This window comes from Bradyrhizobium sp. SZCCHNR1002 (assembly GCF_032381435.1).
Classification (GTDB): domain Bacteria; phylum Pseudomonadota; class Alphaproteobacteria; order Rhizobiales; family Xanthobacteraceae; genus Bradyrhizobium; species Bradyrhizobium aeschynomenes.
This window is the reverse complement of record NZ_JAUHIS010000006.1, coordinates 22,157-37,264: the sequence shown is the minus strand read 5'-3', so window position 1 is coordinate 37,264 and position 15,108 is coordinate 22,157. Positions and strand designations below refer to the sequence as shown.

At 65.8% G+C, this 15,108-nt stretch carries 15 protein-coding genes; 6 read left to right on the top strand and 9 right to left on the bottom strand.

Going from position 1 to position 15,108, the window contains the following annotated elements:
- Position 1 precedes the first annotated feature (1 nt).
- Positions 2-412, bottom strand: coding sequence for a peptide-methionine (R)-S-oxide reductase MsrB (msrB, locus tag QX108_RS25150; RefSeq protein WP_315784550.1), 411 nt, complete (start codon positions 410-412; stop codon positions 2-4).
- A gap of 56 nt (positions 413-468) precedes the next feature.
- Positions 469-1,185: a peptide-methionine (S)-S-oxide reductase MsrA gene (gene msrA / locus QX108_RS25145; RefSeq protein ID WP_315721678.1), complete on the bottom strand. Its 717-nt coding sequence runs from the start codon at positions 1,183-1,185 to the stop codon at positions 469-471.
- A 254-nt stretch (positions 1,186-1,439) separates the two neighbouring features.
- Here msrA and QX108_RS25140 point away from each other — a divergent pair, with 254 nt between their 5' ends.
- Complete coding sequence (locus QX108_RS25140; RefSeq protein ID WP_315784548.1) at positions 1,440-3,122, top strand: caspase family protein; 1,683 nt, start codon at positions 1,440-1,442, stop codon at positions 3,120-3,122.
- A gap of 326 nt (positions 3,123-3,448) precedes the next feature.
- Here QX108_RS25140 and ppk2 read toward each other — a convergent pair whose 3' ends face one another.
- The 7 genes from ppk2 to napE form a co-directional block, all read right to left on the bottom strand.
- On the bottom strand, positions 3,449-4,603 hold the full coding sequence (gene ppk2, locus QX108_RS25135) for a polyphosphate kinase 2 (protein WP_409998555.1): 1,155 nt from the start codon (positions 4,601-4,603) through the stop codon (positions 3,449-3,451).
- 110 nt (positions 4,604-4,713) lie between these two features.
- Entirely contained in the window at positions 4,714-5,823 is a 1,110-nt protein-coding gene (locus QX108_RS25130; RefSeq protein WP_315784544.1) for an ATP-dependent RecD-like DNA helicase, read from the bottom strand.
- Positions 5,824-6,088: 265 nt separating this feature from the next.
- Positions 6,089-6,751: a NapC/NirT family cytochrome c gene (locus QX108_RS25125; protein ID WP_315721674.1), complete on the bottom strand. Its 663-nt coding sequence runs from the start codon at positions 6,749-6,751 to the stop codon at positions 6,089-6,091.
- Positions 6,748-7,218: a nitrate reductase cytochrome c-type subunit gene (locus QX108_RS25120; protein ID WP_315787617.1), complete on the bottom strand. Its 471-nt coding sequence runs from the start codon at positions 7,216-7,218 to the stop codon at positions 6,748-6,750. Before QX108_RS25120 ends, QX108_RS25125 begins: the two co-directional genes overlap by 4 nt.
- A 5-nt stretch (positions 7,219-7,223) precedes the next feature.
- Positions 7,224-9,728: a nitrate reductase catalytic subunit NapA gene (gene napA, locus QX108_RS25115; protein ID WP_315721673.1), complete on the bottom strand. Its 2,505-nt coding sequence runs from the start codon at positions 9,726-9,728 to the stop codon at positions 7,224-7,226.
- Between the two features lie 15 nt (positions 9,729-9,743).
- Complete coding sequence (locus QX108_RS25110; RefSeq protein WP_315787616.1) at positions 9,744-10,064, bottom strand: chaperone NapD; 321 nt, start codon at positions 10,062-10,064, stop codon at positions 9,744-9,746.
- A 17-nt stretch (positions 10,065-10,081) separates the two neighbouring features.
- Positions 10,082-10,267 carry a periplasmic nitrate reductase, NapE protein gene (gene napE, locus QX108_RS25105; protein ID WP_315721671.1) on the bottom strand — a complete coding sequence of 62 codons (186 nt, stop codon included), beginning with the start codon at positions 10,265-10,267 and terminating at the stop codon, positions 10,082-10,084.
- Positions 10,268-10,651: 384 nt separating this feature from the next.
- Between napE and QX108_RS25100 the strand changes: the two genes are divergently transcribed.
- Genes QX108_RS25100 through QX108_RS25080 form a run of 5 tightly spaced genes read left to right on the top strand, consistent with a single transcriptional unit; the run spans position 10,652 to position 15,082 of the window.
- Complete coding sequence (locus QX108_RS25100; RefSeq protein ID WP_315787614.1) at positions 10,652-11,608, top strand: aliphatic sulfonate ABC transporter substrate-binding protein; 957 nt, start codon at positions 10,652-10,654, stop codon at positions 11,606-11,608.
- Positions 11,609-11,643: 35 nt separating this feature from the next.
- On the top strand, positions 11,644-12,819 hold the full coding sequence (gene ssuD / locus QX108_RS25095; RefSeq protein ID WP_315787612.1) for an FMNH2-dependent alkanesulfonate monooxygenase: 1,176 nt from the start codon (positions 11,644-11,646) through the stop codon (positions 12,817-12,819).
- Positions 12,816-13,622, top strand: a complete 807-nt coding sequence (gene ssuC, locus QX108_RS25090) for an aliphatic sulfonate ABC transporter permease SsuC (protein WP_315787610.1) — start codon at positions 12,816-12,818, stop codon at positions 13,620-13,622. Before ssuD ends, ssuC begins: the two co-directional genes overlap by 4 nt.
- Before the next feature lie 9 nt (positions 13,623-13,631).
- Entirely contained in the window at positions 13,632-14,492 is an 861-nt protein-coding gene (locus tag QX108_RS25085) for an ATP-binding cassette domain-containing protein (protein ID WP_315787609.1), read from the top strand.
- A 14-nt stretch (positions 14,493-14,506) separates the two neighbouring features.
- On the top strand, positions 14,507-15,082 hold the full coding sequence (locus QX108_RS25080; protein ID WP_315721666.1) for a flavin reductase family protein: 576 nt from the start codon (positions 14,507-14,509) through the stop codon (positions 15,080-15,082).
- Positions 15,083-15,108 lie beyond the last annotated feature (26 nt).

Below are 15,108 nucleotides of genomic sequence, written 5' to 3'. Positions count from 1 at the left end.
ATCAGCGCGGCTTCAGCTTCAGCGCCGCCGAGTTGATGCAGTAGCGCAATCCGGTCGGCCCCGGACCGTCGGGGAAGACGTGGCCGAGATGACCCGAGCATTTCGAGCACAGCACCTCGGTGCGGACCATGCCGTGGGTATAGTCGGTCTCCTCGTCGACAAGGCTCTCGGCCGCCGGCGCGGTGAAGCTCGGCCAGCCGCAGCCGGAATCGAACTTGGCGTCGGATTCGAACAGCGTCTGGCCGCAGCCGGCGCAGACATAGGTGCCGGCGCGATGCTCATGCTCGTACTCGCCGGAGAAGGGACGTTCGGTCGCCTTCTCGCGCAGCACGGCATATTGCATCGGCGTCAGCTCGCGGCGCCACTCCGCCTCGCTCTTGACCACCTTGTCGCTCGTCTTGGTGTCGCTCATCCTCTTGTCCTCCGGCGGATCCGCCTGGGTCCGCCCTGTCGTCGTGCCGGTCGGCCTCAATTCGTCGCCTTGGCGTCCCTGACCAGCGTCGGCTTGTCGATGTAGTTCTCGGCGAAGATCTTCTTCAGATTGTCGATCTTCGGCAGGTCGTTATAGGCAATATAGGGCTGGCTCGGGTGCAGCGTCAGATAATCCTGGTGATAGTCCTCGGCCGGGTAGAACGCCTCGAGCTTGCCGACCTTGGTGACGATCGGCTTGCCGAACACCTTGGTCTTGTCGAGCTGGGCGATATAGGCCTCGGCGACCTTCTTCTGCGCCTCCGAGGTGGTGAAGATCGCGGAGCGATATTGCGGGCCCGAATCCGGGCCCTGCCGGTTCAGCTGCGTCGGGTCGTGCACGACGGAGAAGAAGATCTGCAGGATCCTGCCGTAGGAGATCTTCTTCGGATCGAACTTGATCTGCACGGACTCGGCATGGCCCGTGCTGCCGCTCGACACCGAGCGGTAGTCGGCCGTCGCCTTGGTGCCGCCGGCGTAGCCGGACACGGCGCTGACCACGCCGGCGGTGTGCTGGTACACGCCCTGGACGCCCCAGAAGCAGCCGCCGGCCACGACCGCCGTTTCAATGCCTTCGGCCGCCGGCTGGTCCTGGGCCGGAGGCGGGATCACCACGGCTTCCTCGGCGGCGTGGAGCGGCTGCCATGCCAGGATGCCGGCGGCCGCGATCGCGCCGAGCAGGGCAGTCTTGACGAAAAGGGAGCGGGTGAGGCGCATCTTGGGATCCTCTTTGGTGACTTGTCTCGTCTCGCCGGCCGGAACAGTGGCCCGGTCAAGCCTCTGTCGCAAGATACGTCGTCGGTCACAGGGCGTTACAGGGGCTGCCACACGACTGCGTGAACAGGACGACGGGGCCGGGTTGCTGCGGCGCCCTGCTCCTCGCCTCTGGTCTTGGCCTCTGGTCTTGGCCGAACCGCGACGATATTCGTTCGACAAACGATCGACCCGCCCACGCGAGATCCATCCCGGCCATGCTGCGCCTCCTGCCGTTGCTCCTGCTGCTGATCGTTCCCGTCCTGCCTGCCTTCGCCGGTCCGGTTCTGAGCGATGATCCAGCCGTCTGCCGCAGCCGTCAGGCCGAGCTGGCTACGCGGGCGTCGGCCTGCGAGCGCCTGCTCGAGGGCGGCAATCTGACCGGCAAGGACCTCGCCTTGGCGCTCGACATTCGCGGCCTGGTCGCGCTCAACAAGCACGAGGACGACAAGGCCATCGAGGCGTTGACCGCCGCGCTGGCCGCCGATCCGGACAATGTCACGATCCTCAACCGGCGCGGCTATGTCTATGAGCGCAAGGGCAAGGATGAACTGGCGCTGGCCGATTACGACGCCGCCGTGCAGAAGCGTCCGACCTTCGGGATCGCCTACAACAATCGCGGCACCATCCATCTGCGCCGCGGTGCGCTGCAGAGCGCGCTCGACGATTTCAACGCGGCCATCCGCGCCGTGCCGACGCTCTATCTCGGCTACGTCAATCGCGGCCGCGTGCGCGCGCTCATGGGGGAGCACGACGCCGCACTGGCCGACTACGATCAGGCCGAGAAGATCGATGCGGCTGCGCCGCTCGCGGCGATGTACCGCAGCGAGACACTGACCGCGATGGGCCGTCCCGATGAGGCGATCGCCGGGTGGACCGGGATCATCGAGCGATCGCCGAAGAACCAGTTCGCCATCGTCGGCCGGGCCGACGCCCATCTCCGCAAGGGCGACCTCGATGCGGCGCTGAAGGATCTCAACGCGGTCCTGGCGATGAACCCGAACAACGTCCACGCCCATGCCAGCCGCGGCCAGCTGTTCGAGAAGCGTGGCAACGTCGCGCAGGCGCGCGCCGATTATCGTGCGGCCGCCTTCGCGCTGACCACCTACGATCCGTTCGACGTGGCCAGGGCGCGCAAGCTCGCCCAGGAACGGCTCGCAGCACTGACGCCGCAGATCGCCGGCGCCGGATCCAATGCGCGCCGCGTCGCGCTGGTGATCGGCAATGGCGGCTACAAGTCGGTGCATGCGCTGCCCAACCCGCCGCGCGATGCGAGACTGATCGCGGACACGTTGCGCGCGACCGGCTTCCAGTCGGTGACGCTGGTGAGCGACCTTTCCCGCGACAGGTTCTTCGAGGCGCTGCGCAGCTTCGAGGCCGAGGCCGAGAAGGCGGACTGGGCCGTGGTCTACTATGCCGGACACGGCTTCGAGATCGGCGGCGTCAACTATCTGGTGCCGATCGATGCGAAGCTCGCTGCCGACAAGGATGCCGAGACCGAGGCGGTCGCGCTCGAGCAGGTGCTCGCCGCCGTCGGCGCGGCGCGCAAGCTGCGCCTCGTCATCCTCGATGCCTGCCGCGACAACCCGTTCGCGCCGGGCATGAAGCAGACGCTGGCGCTGAAGCTGGTCGACAAGGGGTTTTCCAACATCGAGCCCGGTGCGGGCATGATGGTGGTCTACGCGGCCAAGCATGGCGCCACGGCGCTCGACGGCGATGGTGGCAACAGCCCGTTCGCGACCGCGCTCGCCAGGACCATCAAGGAGCCGCGTCTCGAGGTGCGCAAGCTGTTCGACATCGTCCGCGACGACGTCTGGGCGGCCACCAAGCAACGCCAGCAGCCCTTCACCTACGGCTCGCCGCCGGGGCGGGAGGATTTCTTCTTCGTCGCGGCGAAGTGAGTCCGGCAAGCGGAACACGCTCGTGGTGACGATGCCGATGAGACGGGTGATGCCCGCGTCGTCCTCCGCTGTCGTCCCGGCGAATGCCGGGACCCATACGCCGCGGCGGGCGTGGTGGAAGCGAGGTGGTCGACATTTGCGCGTCAAACCACGGCCGGTGGTTATGGGTCCCGGCGTTCGCCGGGACGACACTAATTGTTGTAGCGCGATCCCGGACATAACTACTCATTCTCGCAACCTCTGAGGCCCGAGTGATGCTTGATCGTCGTCCCTCCAACAGAGCGCAGTGGCGCGTCTTTGCCCGCTCTACAAACTGCACGAAGCCATCAGCTCGCATGCTCCTCGCGCTCATGGATGACGCTGGCGCGGCCGACGATGAGGTCGTCGACATGGCCGATGCGCGAGACGTCCTTGCCGGCGTAGGGCAGCGAATGCAGCACGCAGCGCATCGCGTTCAGGCGGGCACGCTTCTTGTCGTCGGACTTGATCACGGTCCACGGGCAGTCGGCGGTGTCGGTGGAGAAGAACATCGCCTCCTTGGCGCGGGTGTAATCGTCCCATTTGTCGAGCGAGGCGGTATCGATCGGCGACAGCTTCCACTGCTTGAGCGGATGTGCCTCGCGCTCCTTGAAGCGGCGTCGCTGCTCGTCGCGGCTGACCGAGAACCAGAACTTGATGATGTGCAGGCCGCTGCGTACGAGGTTGCGCTCGAATTCGGGCACTTGGCGCAGGAACTCGTCATATTCGGTCTGCGAGCAGAAGCCCATCACGCGCTCGACGCCGGCGCGGTTGTACCAGGAGCGGTCGAACAGCACGATCTCGCCGGATGTCGGCAGATGCTCGACATAACGCTGGAAGTACCACTGGCCGCGCTCGACGTCGCTCGGCTTGTCCAAGGCGACGACGCGCGCGCCGCGCGGGTTGAGATGTTCCATGAAGCGCTTGATGGTGCCGCCCTTGCCGGCGGCGTCGCGGCCTTCGAACAGCAGCACCAGGCGCTGGCGCGCGTCCTTCATCCAGTTCTGCAGCTTGAGCAGCTCGGTCTGCAGGATGAACTTCTGCTCCTCATAGTCCTTGCGGAGCATCCGGTACTTGTAGGGATAGCCGCCCTGGCGCCAATTGTCGGCGAGCTCGTCGGAGGTGTGACGCTTGTCCGGCTTGGTCTTGCCGTCGATCAGCGCCTTCATCAGCTTGGCATCATCAGGCGCCGCGCCGTCGAGCATGGCCTTGATCGGTGCAGAATCGGCGTTCAGCGCCGGCGGACCGTGGAGCACGCTCTCGAACGCCGACAGCTCGGTGATCTGCGCGGCCTGCGTCGATTCATTCACCAGCGACTGCCCGATTGGATCGAGCTTGGTCGCGGACTGCTTTCGCGCGACTCGCGCCGTCGCACTCGCTCGCCGGCCGTTCGACGTCTTGCTCTTCGTCGTCTTCGTATTTGCCATCCGCTTCCGCCCCGCCTGCTGGTGATGTACAGACATGTGAATCGTTTTGTATCCGCCAAGCGTGCTGCGGCAGCTTGACCTGGATCAACAGGTCGCAGGCTTTGCAGGAACGAGGCAGGACGATACCGCCGCTGCCTGCATCAAGGTTAAACGACGATGGACAGCCGCTTCGCGGCCCGCGTGATGCCGGTGTAGAGCCAGCGGGCGCGGGCTTCCTGGAAGGCGAAGCTCTCGTCGAACAAGACGACGTCGTCCCATTGCGAGCCCTGCGACTTGTGCACGGTCAGCACATAGCCGTAGTCGAACTCGTCATAGGGCTTGCGCTGCTCCCACGGGATGTCCTCGATGCCGCCCGCGAAACACTCGCCGCGCACCGAGACTTTCGTCACCTTGCGTCCGAAATCCTCCTCGGGCGCGACCCGCATCGTCACGATCTTGGACTTCGAGGTCGCACGCGACTTCACCCGCCACAGCCCGCCATTGAACAGGCCCTTCTTGCGGTTGTTGCGCAGGCAGACCAGCTTGTCGCCGGCGACGGGCAGCGCGTCCTCGATGTCGAGGCGCTGACGGAAGCGGTTGTTGTAGGCGCGGCGGGTGGCGTTGCGGCCGACCAGCACCTGGTCGGCCTCCATGACGCGTGACGGATCGAGCTCGCGGCGCTCCACCACCTCGCTCTCGCCATAGCGGCCGATGTCGAGCGTATTGCCTTCGCGCACGTCCATCGACATCCGCACGATCGGATCGTCCTTGGCCTGACGATGCACCTCGGTCAGCATCACGTCGGGCTCGCTGTCGGTGAAGAAGCCGCCGCCCTTGACCGGCGGCAGCTGTGCGGGATCGCCGAGCACCAGCAGCGGGCAGTCGAAAGACAAGAGGTCACGGCCGAGATCGGCATCGACCATCGAGCATTCGTCGATGATGATGAGCTTGGCCTTGGACGCCGGCGCGTCGTCCCACAATTCGAAGTTCGGCTGCTCCTCGCCGCTCTCCTGCGCGCGATAGATCAGCGAGTGGATGGTGGAGGCGTTGTCGCAGCCCTTGCTGCGCATCACCAGCGCCGCCTTGCCGGTGAACGCCGCGAACTTGACCTCGCCATCGACGCCCTCGGCGATGTGGCGGGCCAGCGTCGTCTTGCCGGTGCCGGCATAGCCGAACAGCCGGAACACCTGCGGCGTGCCGTTCCGGCCGGGCTTTTCCTTCAGCCAGTCGCTGACGGCCTTGAGGGCGGAATCCTGATGCGGGGAGAAGGTGGTCATGGCTCACAAGAATGGAGCCGCGGGGCGACTCGGGACATTCCGTGAACCTAAGGGCTGTTTCAGCGAGATCAAGCTGGAAGAGGCGCAGACGGTGCGCTCTCTCTCCCCGTTCCCTGGCGAAGCTTCGCTTCGCTGAGGCGGGGAGAGGGTCGGGGTGAGGGGCAGCCGCGCGGGTGGTGCGAGTGGTTGGACCTGTACCCCCTCACCCGGATTGCATCTTCGATGCAATCCGACCTCTCCCCGCAAGCGGGGAGAGGTAAGGGACCTACTGCCAGCCCGGCACGCCCCTCATGTCCGGCAGATGATGCGCGATGCCCTTGTGGCAGTCGATGCAGGTCTTCTGCCCCGTGAACAGGAAGCGCTGGTGGGCTTCGACGGCGCGCGGCGACTGCTTGGTGATGTCCATCGACTGGGAGCTGTGGCAGTTGCGGCATTCGAGCGAATCGTTCGCCTTGAACCGCGCCCATTCGTGCAGCGCCAGCTCGAGCCGGCGGTCGTTGAACTTCTCGCGGGTGTCGATCGAGCCGAACAGATGACCCCAGACCTCCTTGGACGCCTGCATCTTGCGCGCGATCTTGTCGGTCCAGTTGTGCGGCACGTGGCAGTCCGGGCAGGAGGCGCGGACGCCGGAACGGTTGGAGAAATGCACCGTCGTCTTCAGCTCGGCGAACACGTTGTCCTTCATCTCGTGGCAGCCGGTGCAGAACTTCTCGGTGTTGGTGATCTCGAGCGCCGTGTTGAAGCCGCCCCAGAAGATCACGCCGGCGACGAAGCCGGCGAGCACCAGCACGCCCAGCCCGAAGATCGAGCTCGGCTTGAGCAGCACGTCAATCAGGTCGAGCACGAACTGCCAGGTGCGGCGGATGAGCCCGAGCCGTTTCTCCGGGGCCGGCGTTCCCGTCCCCTGCGGGATGTCGGCGCTGCTCATCGCTTGGCACCGGGCTTGTCGTGCGACAGCACCGTGTCGATGTCGACGAAATCGTTGCTGACGGGGGGAGTGGCGACGCTCTGCGGCACGTGGCACTGGTTGCAGAAGTAGCGGCGCGGCGACACCGAGGCGAGGAACTGGCCGTCGCGGTCCATGAAGTGGGTGATCGACAGCATCGGCGCCTTTGATTCAGCGGTGCGTGCACGCGCGTGGCAGGACAGGCACTTGTTGCCCTGCATGTCGACCTGATAGCCGTCGATGGCATGCGGAATCACCGGCGGCTGCTCCGGATAGTTGCGCACCTCCTTCTCGGCGGTGTTCTTCATCGGCTGCATCGGCGGCGCCGGGCCTTCGTCGTTGAGCGGCGCAGGTCCCCGCAGCGAGGACGAGACGCTCTGGGCGAGCAGGGTGCTCGAGCCGGCGGCAAGGCCGGCTGCGAGCAGCATCACGGCAAGCTTCTTGATCATGTCGGTCACACCCGCTCGATGCGCACGGCGCATTTCTTGTAGTCGGTCTGCAGTGAGATCGGATCGGTGGCGTCGAGCGTCACCTTGTTGATCAGCTTGGACTCGTCGAACCACGGCACGAATACGAGCCCGCGCGGCGGCTTGTCGCGGCCGCGGGTCTCGACGCGGGCGCGGATGAAGCCGCGCCGCGAAGCGACCTTGACCTCGTCGCCGCGCCGCAGGTTTGCTTCCTGCGCATCGTCCGGATGCATGAAGCAGACGGCCTCGGGGAAGGCCTTGTAGAGCTCGGGCACGCGGCGCGTCATCGTGCCGGAATGCCAGTGCTCGACGACGCGGCCGGTCGACAGCCAGAACGGATAGTCCTTGTCGGGCGACTCCGCCGGGGGCTCGTAGGGCAGGGCGAAGATGCGCGCCTTGCCGTCGGGGAAGCCGTAGAACTGCACGCCCGTGCCGGCCTTGACGTAAGGGTCGGAGCCTTCGCGGAAACGCCAGCGCGTCTCCTTGCCGTCGACGACCGGCCAGCGCAGGCCGCGCTCTTTGTGATAGGTCTCGAACGGCGCAAGGTCGTGACCATGGCCACGGCCGAACGCGGCGTATTCCTCGAACAGGCCCTTGTGAACGTAGAAGCCGAACGCCTTCGACTCGTCGTTGGCATAGCCCGGCTCGATCTGGTCGAGCGGGAATTTGTCGACCTGGCCGTTTTTGTAGAGCACGTCGAACAGCGTCTTGCCGCGATATTCCGGCTTCTTGGCGATCAACTCTTCGGGCCAGACCTCCTCGATCTTGAAGCGCTTGGAGAACTCCATCAGCTGCCAGAGATCGGAGCGCGCCTCGCCCGGCGCCGACACCAGCTGATGCCAGAACTGGGTGCGGCGCTCGGCATTGCCATAGGCGCCTTCCTTCTCCACCCACATCGCGGTCGGCAGGATGAGATCGGCGGCGAGCGCGGTGACCGACGGGTAGGCGTCGGAGACGACGATGAAGTTGTCGGGGTTGCGGAAGCCGGGATAAGTCTCTTCGTTGGCGTTGGGGCCGGCCTGTAGATTGTTGTTGACCTGCACCCAATAGGCGTTGAGCAGGCCGTCCTTCAGCATCCGGCTCTGCAACACGGCGTGATAGCCGGGCTTGTCGGGGATGGTGCCCTCCGGCAGCTGCCAGATGTGCTCGGCCTTGGTGCGGTGCTCCTTGTTGGTCACGACCATGTCGGCGGGCAGGCGGTGCGAGAAGGTGCCGACTTCGCGCGCGGTGCCGCAGGCGGAGGGCTGGCCGGTCAGCGAGAACGGGCTGTTGCCGGGCTCCGAGATTTTTCCCGTCAGCAGATGGATGTTGTAGACGAGGTTGTTGCACCAGACCCCGCGGGTGTGCTGGTTGAAGCCCATGGTCCAGAACGAGACCACCTTGGTCTTGGGATCGGCATAGAGCTCCGCCAGCGCCTCCAGCCGGTTCAACGGCACGCCGGACATCTCCGCGGCCTTCTCCAGCGTGTAGTCGGAGACGAATTTTGCATACTCGTCGAACGAGATGTCGACCGCGTCGTTGGCCTTGGCGGCACCCGTCGCCTTCTTCTGCAGCGGATGCTCGGGGCGCAGGCCGTAGCCGATGTCGGTCTGGCCGCGCTTGAACACGGTGTGCGCCTGGACGAAGTCCTTGTTGACGCGGCCGGTCTTGATGATGTGGTTGGCGATGGCGTTGAGGATGTAGAGGTCGGTCTGCGGCTTGAACACCATGCCGACATCGGCGAGGTCGAACGAGCGGTGCTCGAAGGTCGAGAGCACCGCGACCTTGACATGCGGCGCCGACAGCCGGCGGTCGGTGACGCGGGTCCACAGGATCGGGTGCATCTCCGCCATGTTGGAGCCCCACAGCACGAACGCGTCGGTGGCCTCGATGTCGTCGTAGCAGCCCGGCGGCTCGTCGATGCCGAAGGTGCGCATCATGCCGGCCACCGCCGAGGCCATGCAGTGCCGCGCGTTGGGATCGATGTTGTTGGAGCGGAAGCCGGCCTTGAACAGCTTCGAGGCGGCGTAACCTTCCCAGATCGTCCACTGTCCCGAGCCGAACATGCCGACGCCGGAGGGCCCGCGCTTCTTCAACGCGTCCTTGTACTTCGACGCCATGATGTCGAAGGCTTCGTCCCAGCTGACGGGCGTGAACTCGCCGTTCTTGTCGTACTTGCCGTTGGTCTTGCGCAGCATCGGATGCGTCAGGCGATCATGGCCGTACATGATCTTGGACAGGAAGTAGCCCTTGACGCAGTTCAGGCCGCGATTGACCTCGGCCTTGATGTCGCCATGGGTGGCGACGACGCGGTTGTCCTTGGTCGCGACCATCACGCTGCAGCCTGTGCCGCAGAAGCGGCAGGCGGCCTTGTCCCATTTCAGCTCGCTGGCTTCGCGTTCGGTGACGAGGTTGGCCGCGAGCGAGCTCGCCGGCATCCCGGCGGCGGCCGCGGCAATCGCTGCGGCCTCCAGCTTGAGCATCTGACGGCGATCGATTTTTGATTCGGTCATGGTGGTCTCGGTTGATTAGCCGGCGTCGATGGCGTGGAAGACGAGGCAGGCGGAATGCACGCAGGGGATCGCGGAGATGGTCGTCATGGTGGCACCGAGCGCGCCCGCGTTCGGCGCATCGACGACGACGATCAGCTTGCCGCGCTCATCGCGGCCGTGAATTTCGCAGCCGGACATCGCAAGAATGTCGGCGGCGACCCGATCGAGCTGATCGGGACGGGTCTGCACGATGATCGAGGCGATTTCGCCCGTGACAGGCGCAACCACGGGCTCAGCGGTGAGCACCCGGCCGGTGATCAGCGCGCGCCGGTCGAGGCGAGTGCGGTGTGAGAGCATATGAGCCGTCCTTCCGGTCAATGTGCCGCGGGTGGGCCGGGCGGTCCGGCCATCATCTGGTAGACCCACACCGCCAGCCCGTAGGAGCCGACGGTGGCGACCGCGAGCGCGGGCATCAGCACTGCGGTGAGGAACAGAAAGGCAAAAATTTCCATGCGTCTGCGGCGCGCACGCGCAGTCGCATCGCTGCCAACGAGCGACATGAGAGGATTCTCAACTGTGTGGGTATGGGAGGGTTTGCGGCATCCGGGCCGCGCCTGATGATAGATTAAGGGAGACCATTGGAACCAGCGTTGACCTGGATCAAGCGCGGGGACCCCAGAGCACACCAGCGCACCGCTCCTGCGAACTCGGGCCCGCGTCGCCATCATGTTGGTTGATGAGCCGTGAAGATCCGTGACCGCATGTCTCCTTGCGAGAAACTCTCGCTGCTTTGCGTGGGGACCTCGATACGATCATCCCCTCTGGTCGTCAGCCGGGAGGACCGGCATTGCTATTTTTCAGGGGTGCTCGACAGGCGTTTCGCTCGCCACCATCATCTTGCGCATCGCATCAACGTGGATGCGCAAGGGTGATCGGAGAGGGCAATGAAGCGTCGCGATTTTCTGAAACTGTCATTGGCATCGGCTGCGGTGATGAGCTGCGCGGCGCCGCTGCGCGCCGAGGACAGGCCGAAGGAGATCCGCATCGGCACCCAGAAGGGCGGCTTCTTTCCCGCCGTGAAGGCGCGGCGCACGATCGAGTCCACGTTCAAGCCTCTCGGCATCGAGATCGTCTGGATCGACTTCCAGTTCGGCCCGCCGCTGCTCGAGGCGATCAATGTCGGCAGTGTCGATTTCGGCTATGTCGGCGATGCGCCGCCGATCTTCGCGCAGGCCGCGAGCGCCAACATCCGCTACGCCGCGGCCGTCAAGCAGAACGGCAGCACGCAGGCGATCATCGTGCCCAAGGACTCGCCGATCAGGACGCTGGCCGATCTCAAGGGCAAGCGCATCGCCTTCGGCAAGGGCTCCAGCGCGCATAATCTGCTGGTCGCGGCGCTCGAGAAGGCCGGCATCGCCTGGAGCGACATCACGCCTGCGCCGCTCGCGCCGGCCGATGCCACCGCCGCCTTCGTCAAGGGCTCGGTCGATGCCTGGTCGATCTGGGATCCGTATCTCGCGCTCGCCGAGCTCAAGGAGAATGCGCGCGTCATCGTGTGGGACAAGGACGTGCACAAGCCGAACTCGTTCTACATCGTCGGCAGCGACTTCGTTGAGAAGTATCCGGGCGTCGTCGCCAAGCTGAACGGTGCCTTCGCCGCCGAGGGCGTTTGGGCCAACAGCCATCACGAGGAGGTCGCCAAGGCGCAGGCCGAGGCCACCGGTGTCGATCTCGAAGCTGTCCGCCGCTTCGTCGACCGCTCGGTCTACAGCGTCGTGCCGATCGATGCCGACATCATCAAGAGCCAGCAGGCAGTGGCCGACCGCTTCGCCCGGGTCGGGCTCATTCCGAGACAGGTCAACGTCGCCGACATCGTCTGGAAGTGGACGCCGTCCACCTGACGCGTGATCGCCATCCGCATCCGAAAGAGAATGACATGAGCAACACTTCGAAGCCCAACGTGCTGTGGTTCCTGCCGACCCATGGCGACGGCCGCTATCTCGGGACGTCGCAAGGCGGCCGCGAGGTCAATTTCAACTATCTGCGCCAGGTGGCGCAGGCCGCCGACCAGCTCGGCTATTACGGCGTGCTGATCCCCACGGGCCGCAGCTGCGAGGATTCCTGGATCGTCGCCTCAGCCGTGGCGCCGTTCACCGAGAAGTTGCGCTATCTCGTTGCTGTGCGGCCGGGCCTGCAGTCGCCGGCCGTGGCCGCGCGCATGACAGCCACTCTCGACCGCGTCACAAATGGCCGCCTGCTCGTCAACGTCGTCACCGGCGGCGATCCGGTCGAGAACAAGGGCGACGGCATCTTCCTGTCGCATGAGGAGCGCTACGAGGTCACCCGCGAGTTCCTCACCGTTTACAACAAGCTGCTCGAAGGCGAGGCCGTCAACTTCTCCGGCAAGCACATCAAGGTCGAGGACGGCCGCCTGCTGTTCCCGCCGGTGCAGTCGCCGCGCCCGCCGCTGTTCTTCGGCGGCTCGTCGGATGCCGGCATCGACGTCGCCGTCGATACCGTCGAGAAGTATCTGACTTGGGGCGAGCCGCCGGCCGACGTCGCGGCCAAGGTCGCCAAGGTCAAGGCCGTCGCCGACACGCGCGGCCGCAAGCTGTCGTTCGGCATCCGCCTGCATGTGATCGTGCGCGAGACCAATGAGGAGGCGTGGGCCGCGGCCGACGATCTGATCAAGCACGTCACCGATGACACCATCGCCTCGGCGCAGAAGATCTTCGCGCGCATGGACTCGGTCGGCCAGCAGCGGATGTCGCAGCTGCATGGGGGGCGTCGCGACAAGCTCGAGATCAGCCCGAACCTGTGGGCCGGCGTCGGCCTCGTCCGCGGCGGCGCCGGCACGGCGCTGGTCGGCGATCCCGATACGGTCGCGGCGCGCATCCGCGAGTATCAGGACCTCGGCATCGATACCTTCATCCTCTCCGGCTACCCGCATCTCGAAGAGGCCTATCGCTTCGCCGAGCTGGTGTTCCCGAAGCTCGGGCTGAACGCGGTGGAGCAGGGCGGCAACGTGACCAAGCTCCGCGCGAATACGGGTCCGTTCGGCGAGACCATCGCCAATGAGCATCGTCCCCTGCAGCGGGCGTCGCAGTCATGAGCCTGATCGACAGCCTCCCCAAGGTTCGCAAGCTCAACGTGCCCAAGGCGGATGGATTGCTGCCCTGGCTGGTGCCGCTTGCGATCCTCCTGATCTGGCAGGCGGCGTCGGTCGCGGGCCTCGTTTCGCCCCGCGTGCTGCCTGCGCCGAGCGACGTCGCGCGTGCCGGCTGGAAGCTGTTGTGGTCGGGCGAGCTCGGCCGCAACATCTGGGTCAGCTTCTGGCGGGCCTCGATCGGCTTCCTGATCGGCGGCAGCATCGGCTTCGCCTTCGGTCTCGCCAACGGCCTGTCGCAGCTGTCGTCGAAGCTCACCGACACCACGCTCCAGATGATCCGCAACGTGCCGCATCTGGCGCTGATCCCGCTGGTCATCCTGTGGTTCGGCATCGACGAGAGCGCAAAGCTGTTTCTCGTCGCGCTCGGCGTGTTCTTCCCAGTGTATCTCAACACGCTGCACGGGATTCGCACCGTCGATCCGCAACTCATTGAAATGGGCCGCGTCTACGGCATGACCGACGGCGAGCTGTTTCGCCGCGTGATCTTTCCCGGCGCGCTGCCGTCGATCTTCGTCGGCCTGCGCTTCGCGCTCGGCATCATGTGGCTCACCCTGATTGTCGCCGAGACGATCGCGGCGTCCTCCGGGCTAGGCTACATGGCGATGCAGGCGCGCGAGTTCATGCAGATCGACGTCGTCGTTCTCTCCATCCTGATCTACGCCCTGCTGGGCAAGCTCGCCGACAGCGCCTCGCGGCTGCTGGAGCGGCTGACGCTGTCCTGGCATCCGGCGTTCAGCAAACATTGAGGTTCGTAAATGCAGCAAGCGCTCCGAATTCCCGTATCCGGCGTCGAGGCGATCGACGGCAAGGATGTGATCGGCCATGCTCAGGCTTTCCGCCCTGTGAGGAAGCCCAGCGTGAGCCCGGCCAAATCCGAGACGCGCGGCCTGCCGCTGGTGATCCGCGACTTGCGCAAGGCCTTCGGTGACAACGAGGTGCTGCGCGGCATCGACCTGGAGATTCCGGCCGGTCAGTTCGTCGCCATCGTCGGCCAGAGCGGCTGCGGCAAGAGCACGCTGCTGCGCCTGATCGCAGGTCTGGACAAGCCGACGTCCGGCACGATCAGCTTCGGCGACACCGCCGCGCGCCCCGAGGATGTCCGGGTCATGTTCCAGGAGCCGCGGCTGTTGCCCTGGGCGAGGGTGCTGGCCAACGTCGAGGTCGGGCTTGGCCGCGGCCGCAAGGCCGCCGGCGCGCATGACCGCGCCAGCCTCGCGTTGGAGGAGGTCGGTCTGGCCGAGAAGCGCGACCAATGGCCGGCGGTGCTGTCGGGCGGCCAGAAGCAGCGCGTGGCGCTGGCGCGTGCGCTGGTCAGCGGACCGCGCCTGCTCGCGTTCGACGAGCCGCTCGGCGCGCTCGATGCGCTGACCCGGATCGCGATGCAACGGCTGCTGGAACGGGTCTGGACCGATCAAACCTTCACCGCAATCCTGGTCACCCATGATGTCGCGGAGGCCGTGGCCCTGGCCGATCGCGTCCTGGTCATTGAGGACGGTCGGGTCGCCGAGGACATCAGCGTCGATCTGCCGCGCCCGCGACGGCGCGGGTCTGCCGAGCTCGCCGCGCTGGAAGGCTCGATCCTGGGCCAGTTGCTTGGACCGGGCACGGCAGGGTAGGAAAGATCAACGCAATGAACTCCATCGTCCGTCACATGCCCGATGCTACGGCGCTCCAGCCGGATTTCCGCTCTGCGATGCGCCAACTGGTCGGCGGCGTCAGCGTCATCACCGTCGGCCGGGGCGACGAGGTCACCGGCATGACCGTGAGCTCGCTGTCGTCGCTTGCGGTCGAGCCTCCTTCCATCATCGTCAGCCTCAACCGCAGCGCCTCATCCTGGCCGATTCTGCAGCGGGAACGCGTGTTTGGGGCCAATCTGCTGGCGGCGGATCAGATCGGCGTCGCCGAACGGTTCGCGGGTAAGGGAGGCCTGCGCGGCGCCGAGCGCTTCGCCGGCGCCGACTGGCGCAAGCACGTCACCGGCGTGCCGCTGCTGGTGGGAGCACTCGCGACGCTGGATTGCGAGGTCGAGGAGATCATCGAGCGGCATTCCCACGCCATCGTCATCGGCAAGGTGGTGCATATCGAGGTCGCGCCGCAATCGGCGGCTCTGGCGTATTGGCATGGCAGCTATGTCGCGGTTGATCGCGACGACGATCTCGGCCGGCTGGCCGCGCTGAGCGTGCCTGATCCGAGGCTGACTCCGTAACGGCGGGCCGACCGACGAGACGCGCT

Bases quoted from the DNA above. Each gene is read 5' to 3' on its own strand.
- QX108_RS25085 (WP_315787609.1), top strand. From the start codon at position 13,632: ATGCAGCAAGCGCTCCGAATTCCCGTATCCGGCGTCGAGGCGATCGAC.
- QX108_RS25130 (WP_315784544.1), bottom strand. From the start codon at position 5,823: ATGACCACCTTCTCCCCGCATCAGGATTCCGCCCTCAAGGCCGTCAGC.
- QX108_RS25140 (WP_315784548.1), top strand. From the start codon at position 1,440: ATGCTGCGCCTCCTGCCGTTGCTCCTGCTGCTGATCGTTCCCGTCCTG.
- msrA (WP_315721678.1), bottom strand. From the start codon at position 1,185: ATGCGCCTCACCCGCTCCCTTTTCGTCAAGACTGCCCTGCTCGGCGCG.
- ppk2 (WP_409998555.1), bottom strand. From the start codon at position 4,603: ATGTCTGTACATCACCAGCAGGCGGGGCGGAAGCGGATGGCAAATACG.
- napE (WP_315721671.1), bottom strand. From the start codon at position 10,267: ATGTCGCTCGTTGGCAGCGATGCGACTGCGCGTGCGCGCCGCAGACGC.
- QX108_RS25125 (WP_315721674.1), bottom strand. From the start codon at position 6,751: ATGAGCAGCGCCGACATCCCGCAGGGGACGGGAACGCCGGCCCCGGAG.
- ssuD (WP_315787612.1), top strand. From the start codon at position 11,644: ATGAGCAACACTTCGAAGCCCAACGTGCTGTGGTTCCTGCCGACCCAT.
- QX108_RS25080 (WP_315721666.1), top strand. From the start codon at position 14,507: ATGAACTCCATCGTCCGTCACATGCCCGATGCTACGGCGCTCCAGCCG.
- ssuC (WP_315787610.1), top strand. From the start codon at position 12,816: ATGAGCCTGATCGACAGCCTCCCCAAGGTTCGCAAGCTCAACGTGCCC.
- QX108_RS25100 (WP_315787614.1), top strand. From the start codon at position 10,652: ATGAAGCGTCGCGATTTTCTGAAACTGTCATTGGCATCGGCTGCGGTG.
- QX108_RS25120 (WP_315787617.1), bottom strand. From the start codon at position 7,218: ATGATCAAGAAGCTTGCCGTGATGCTGCTCGCAGCCGGCCTTGCCGCC.
- napA (WP_315721673.1), bottom strand. From the start codon at position 9,728: ATGACCGAATCAAAAATCGATCGCCGTCAGATGCTCAAGCTGGAGGCC.
- msrB (WP_315784550.1), bottom strand. From the start codon at position 412: ATGAGCGACACCAAGACGAGCGACAAGGTGGTCAAGAGCGAGGCGGAG.
- QX108_RS25110 (WP_315787616.1), bottom strand. From the start codon at position 10,064: ATGCTCTCACACCGCACTCGCCTCGACCGGCGCGCGCTGATCACCGGC.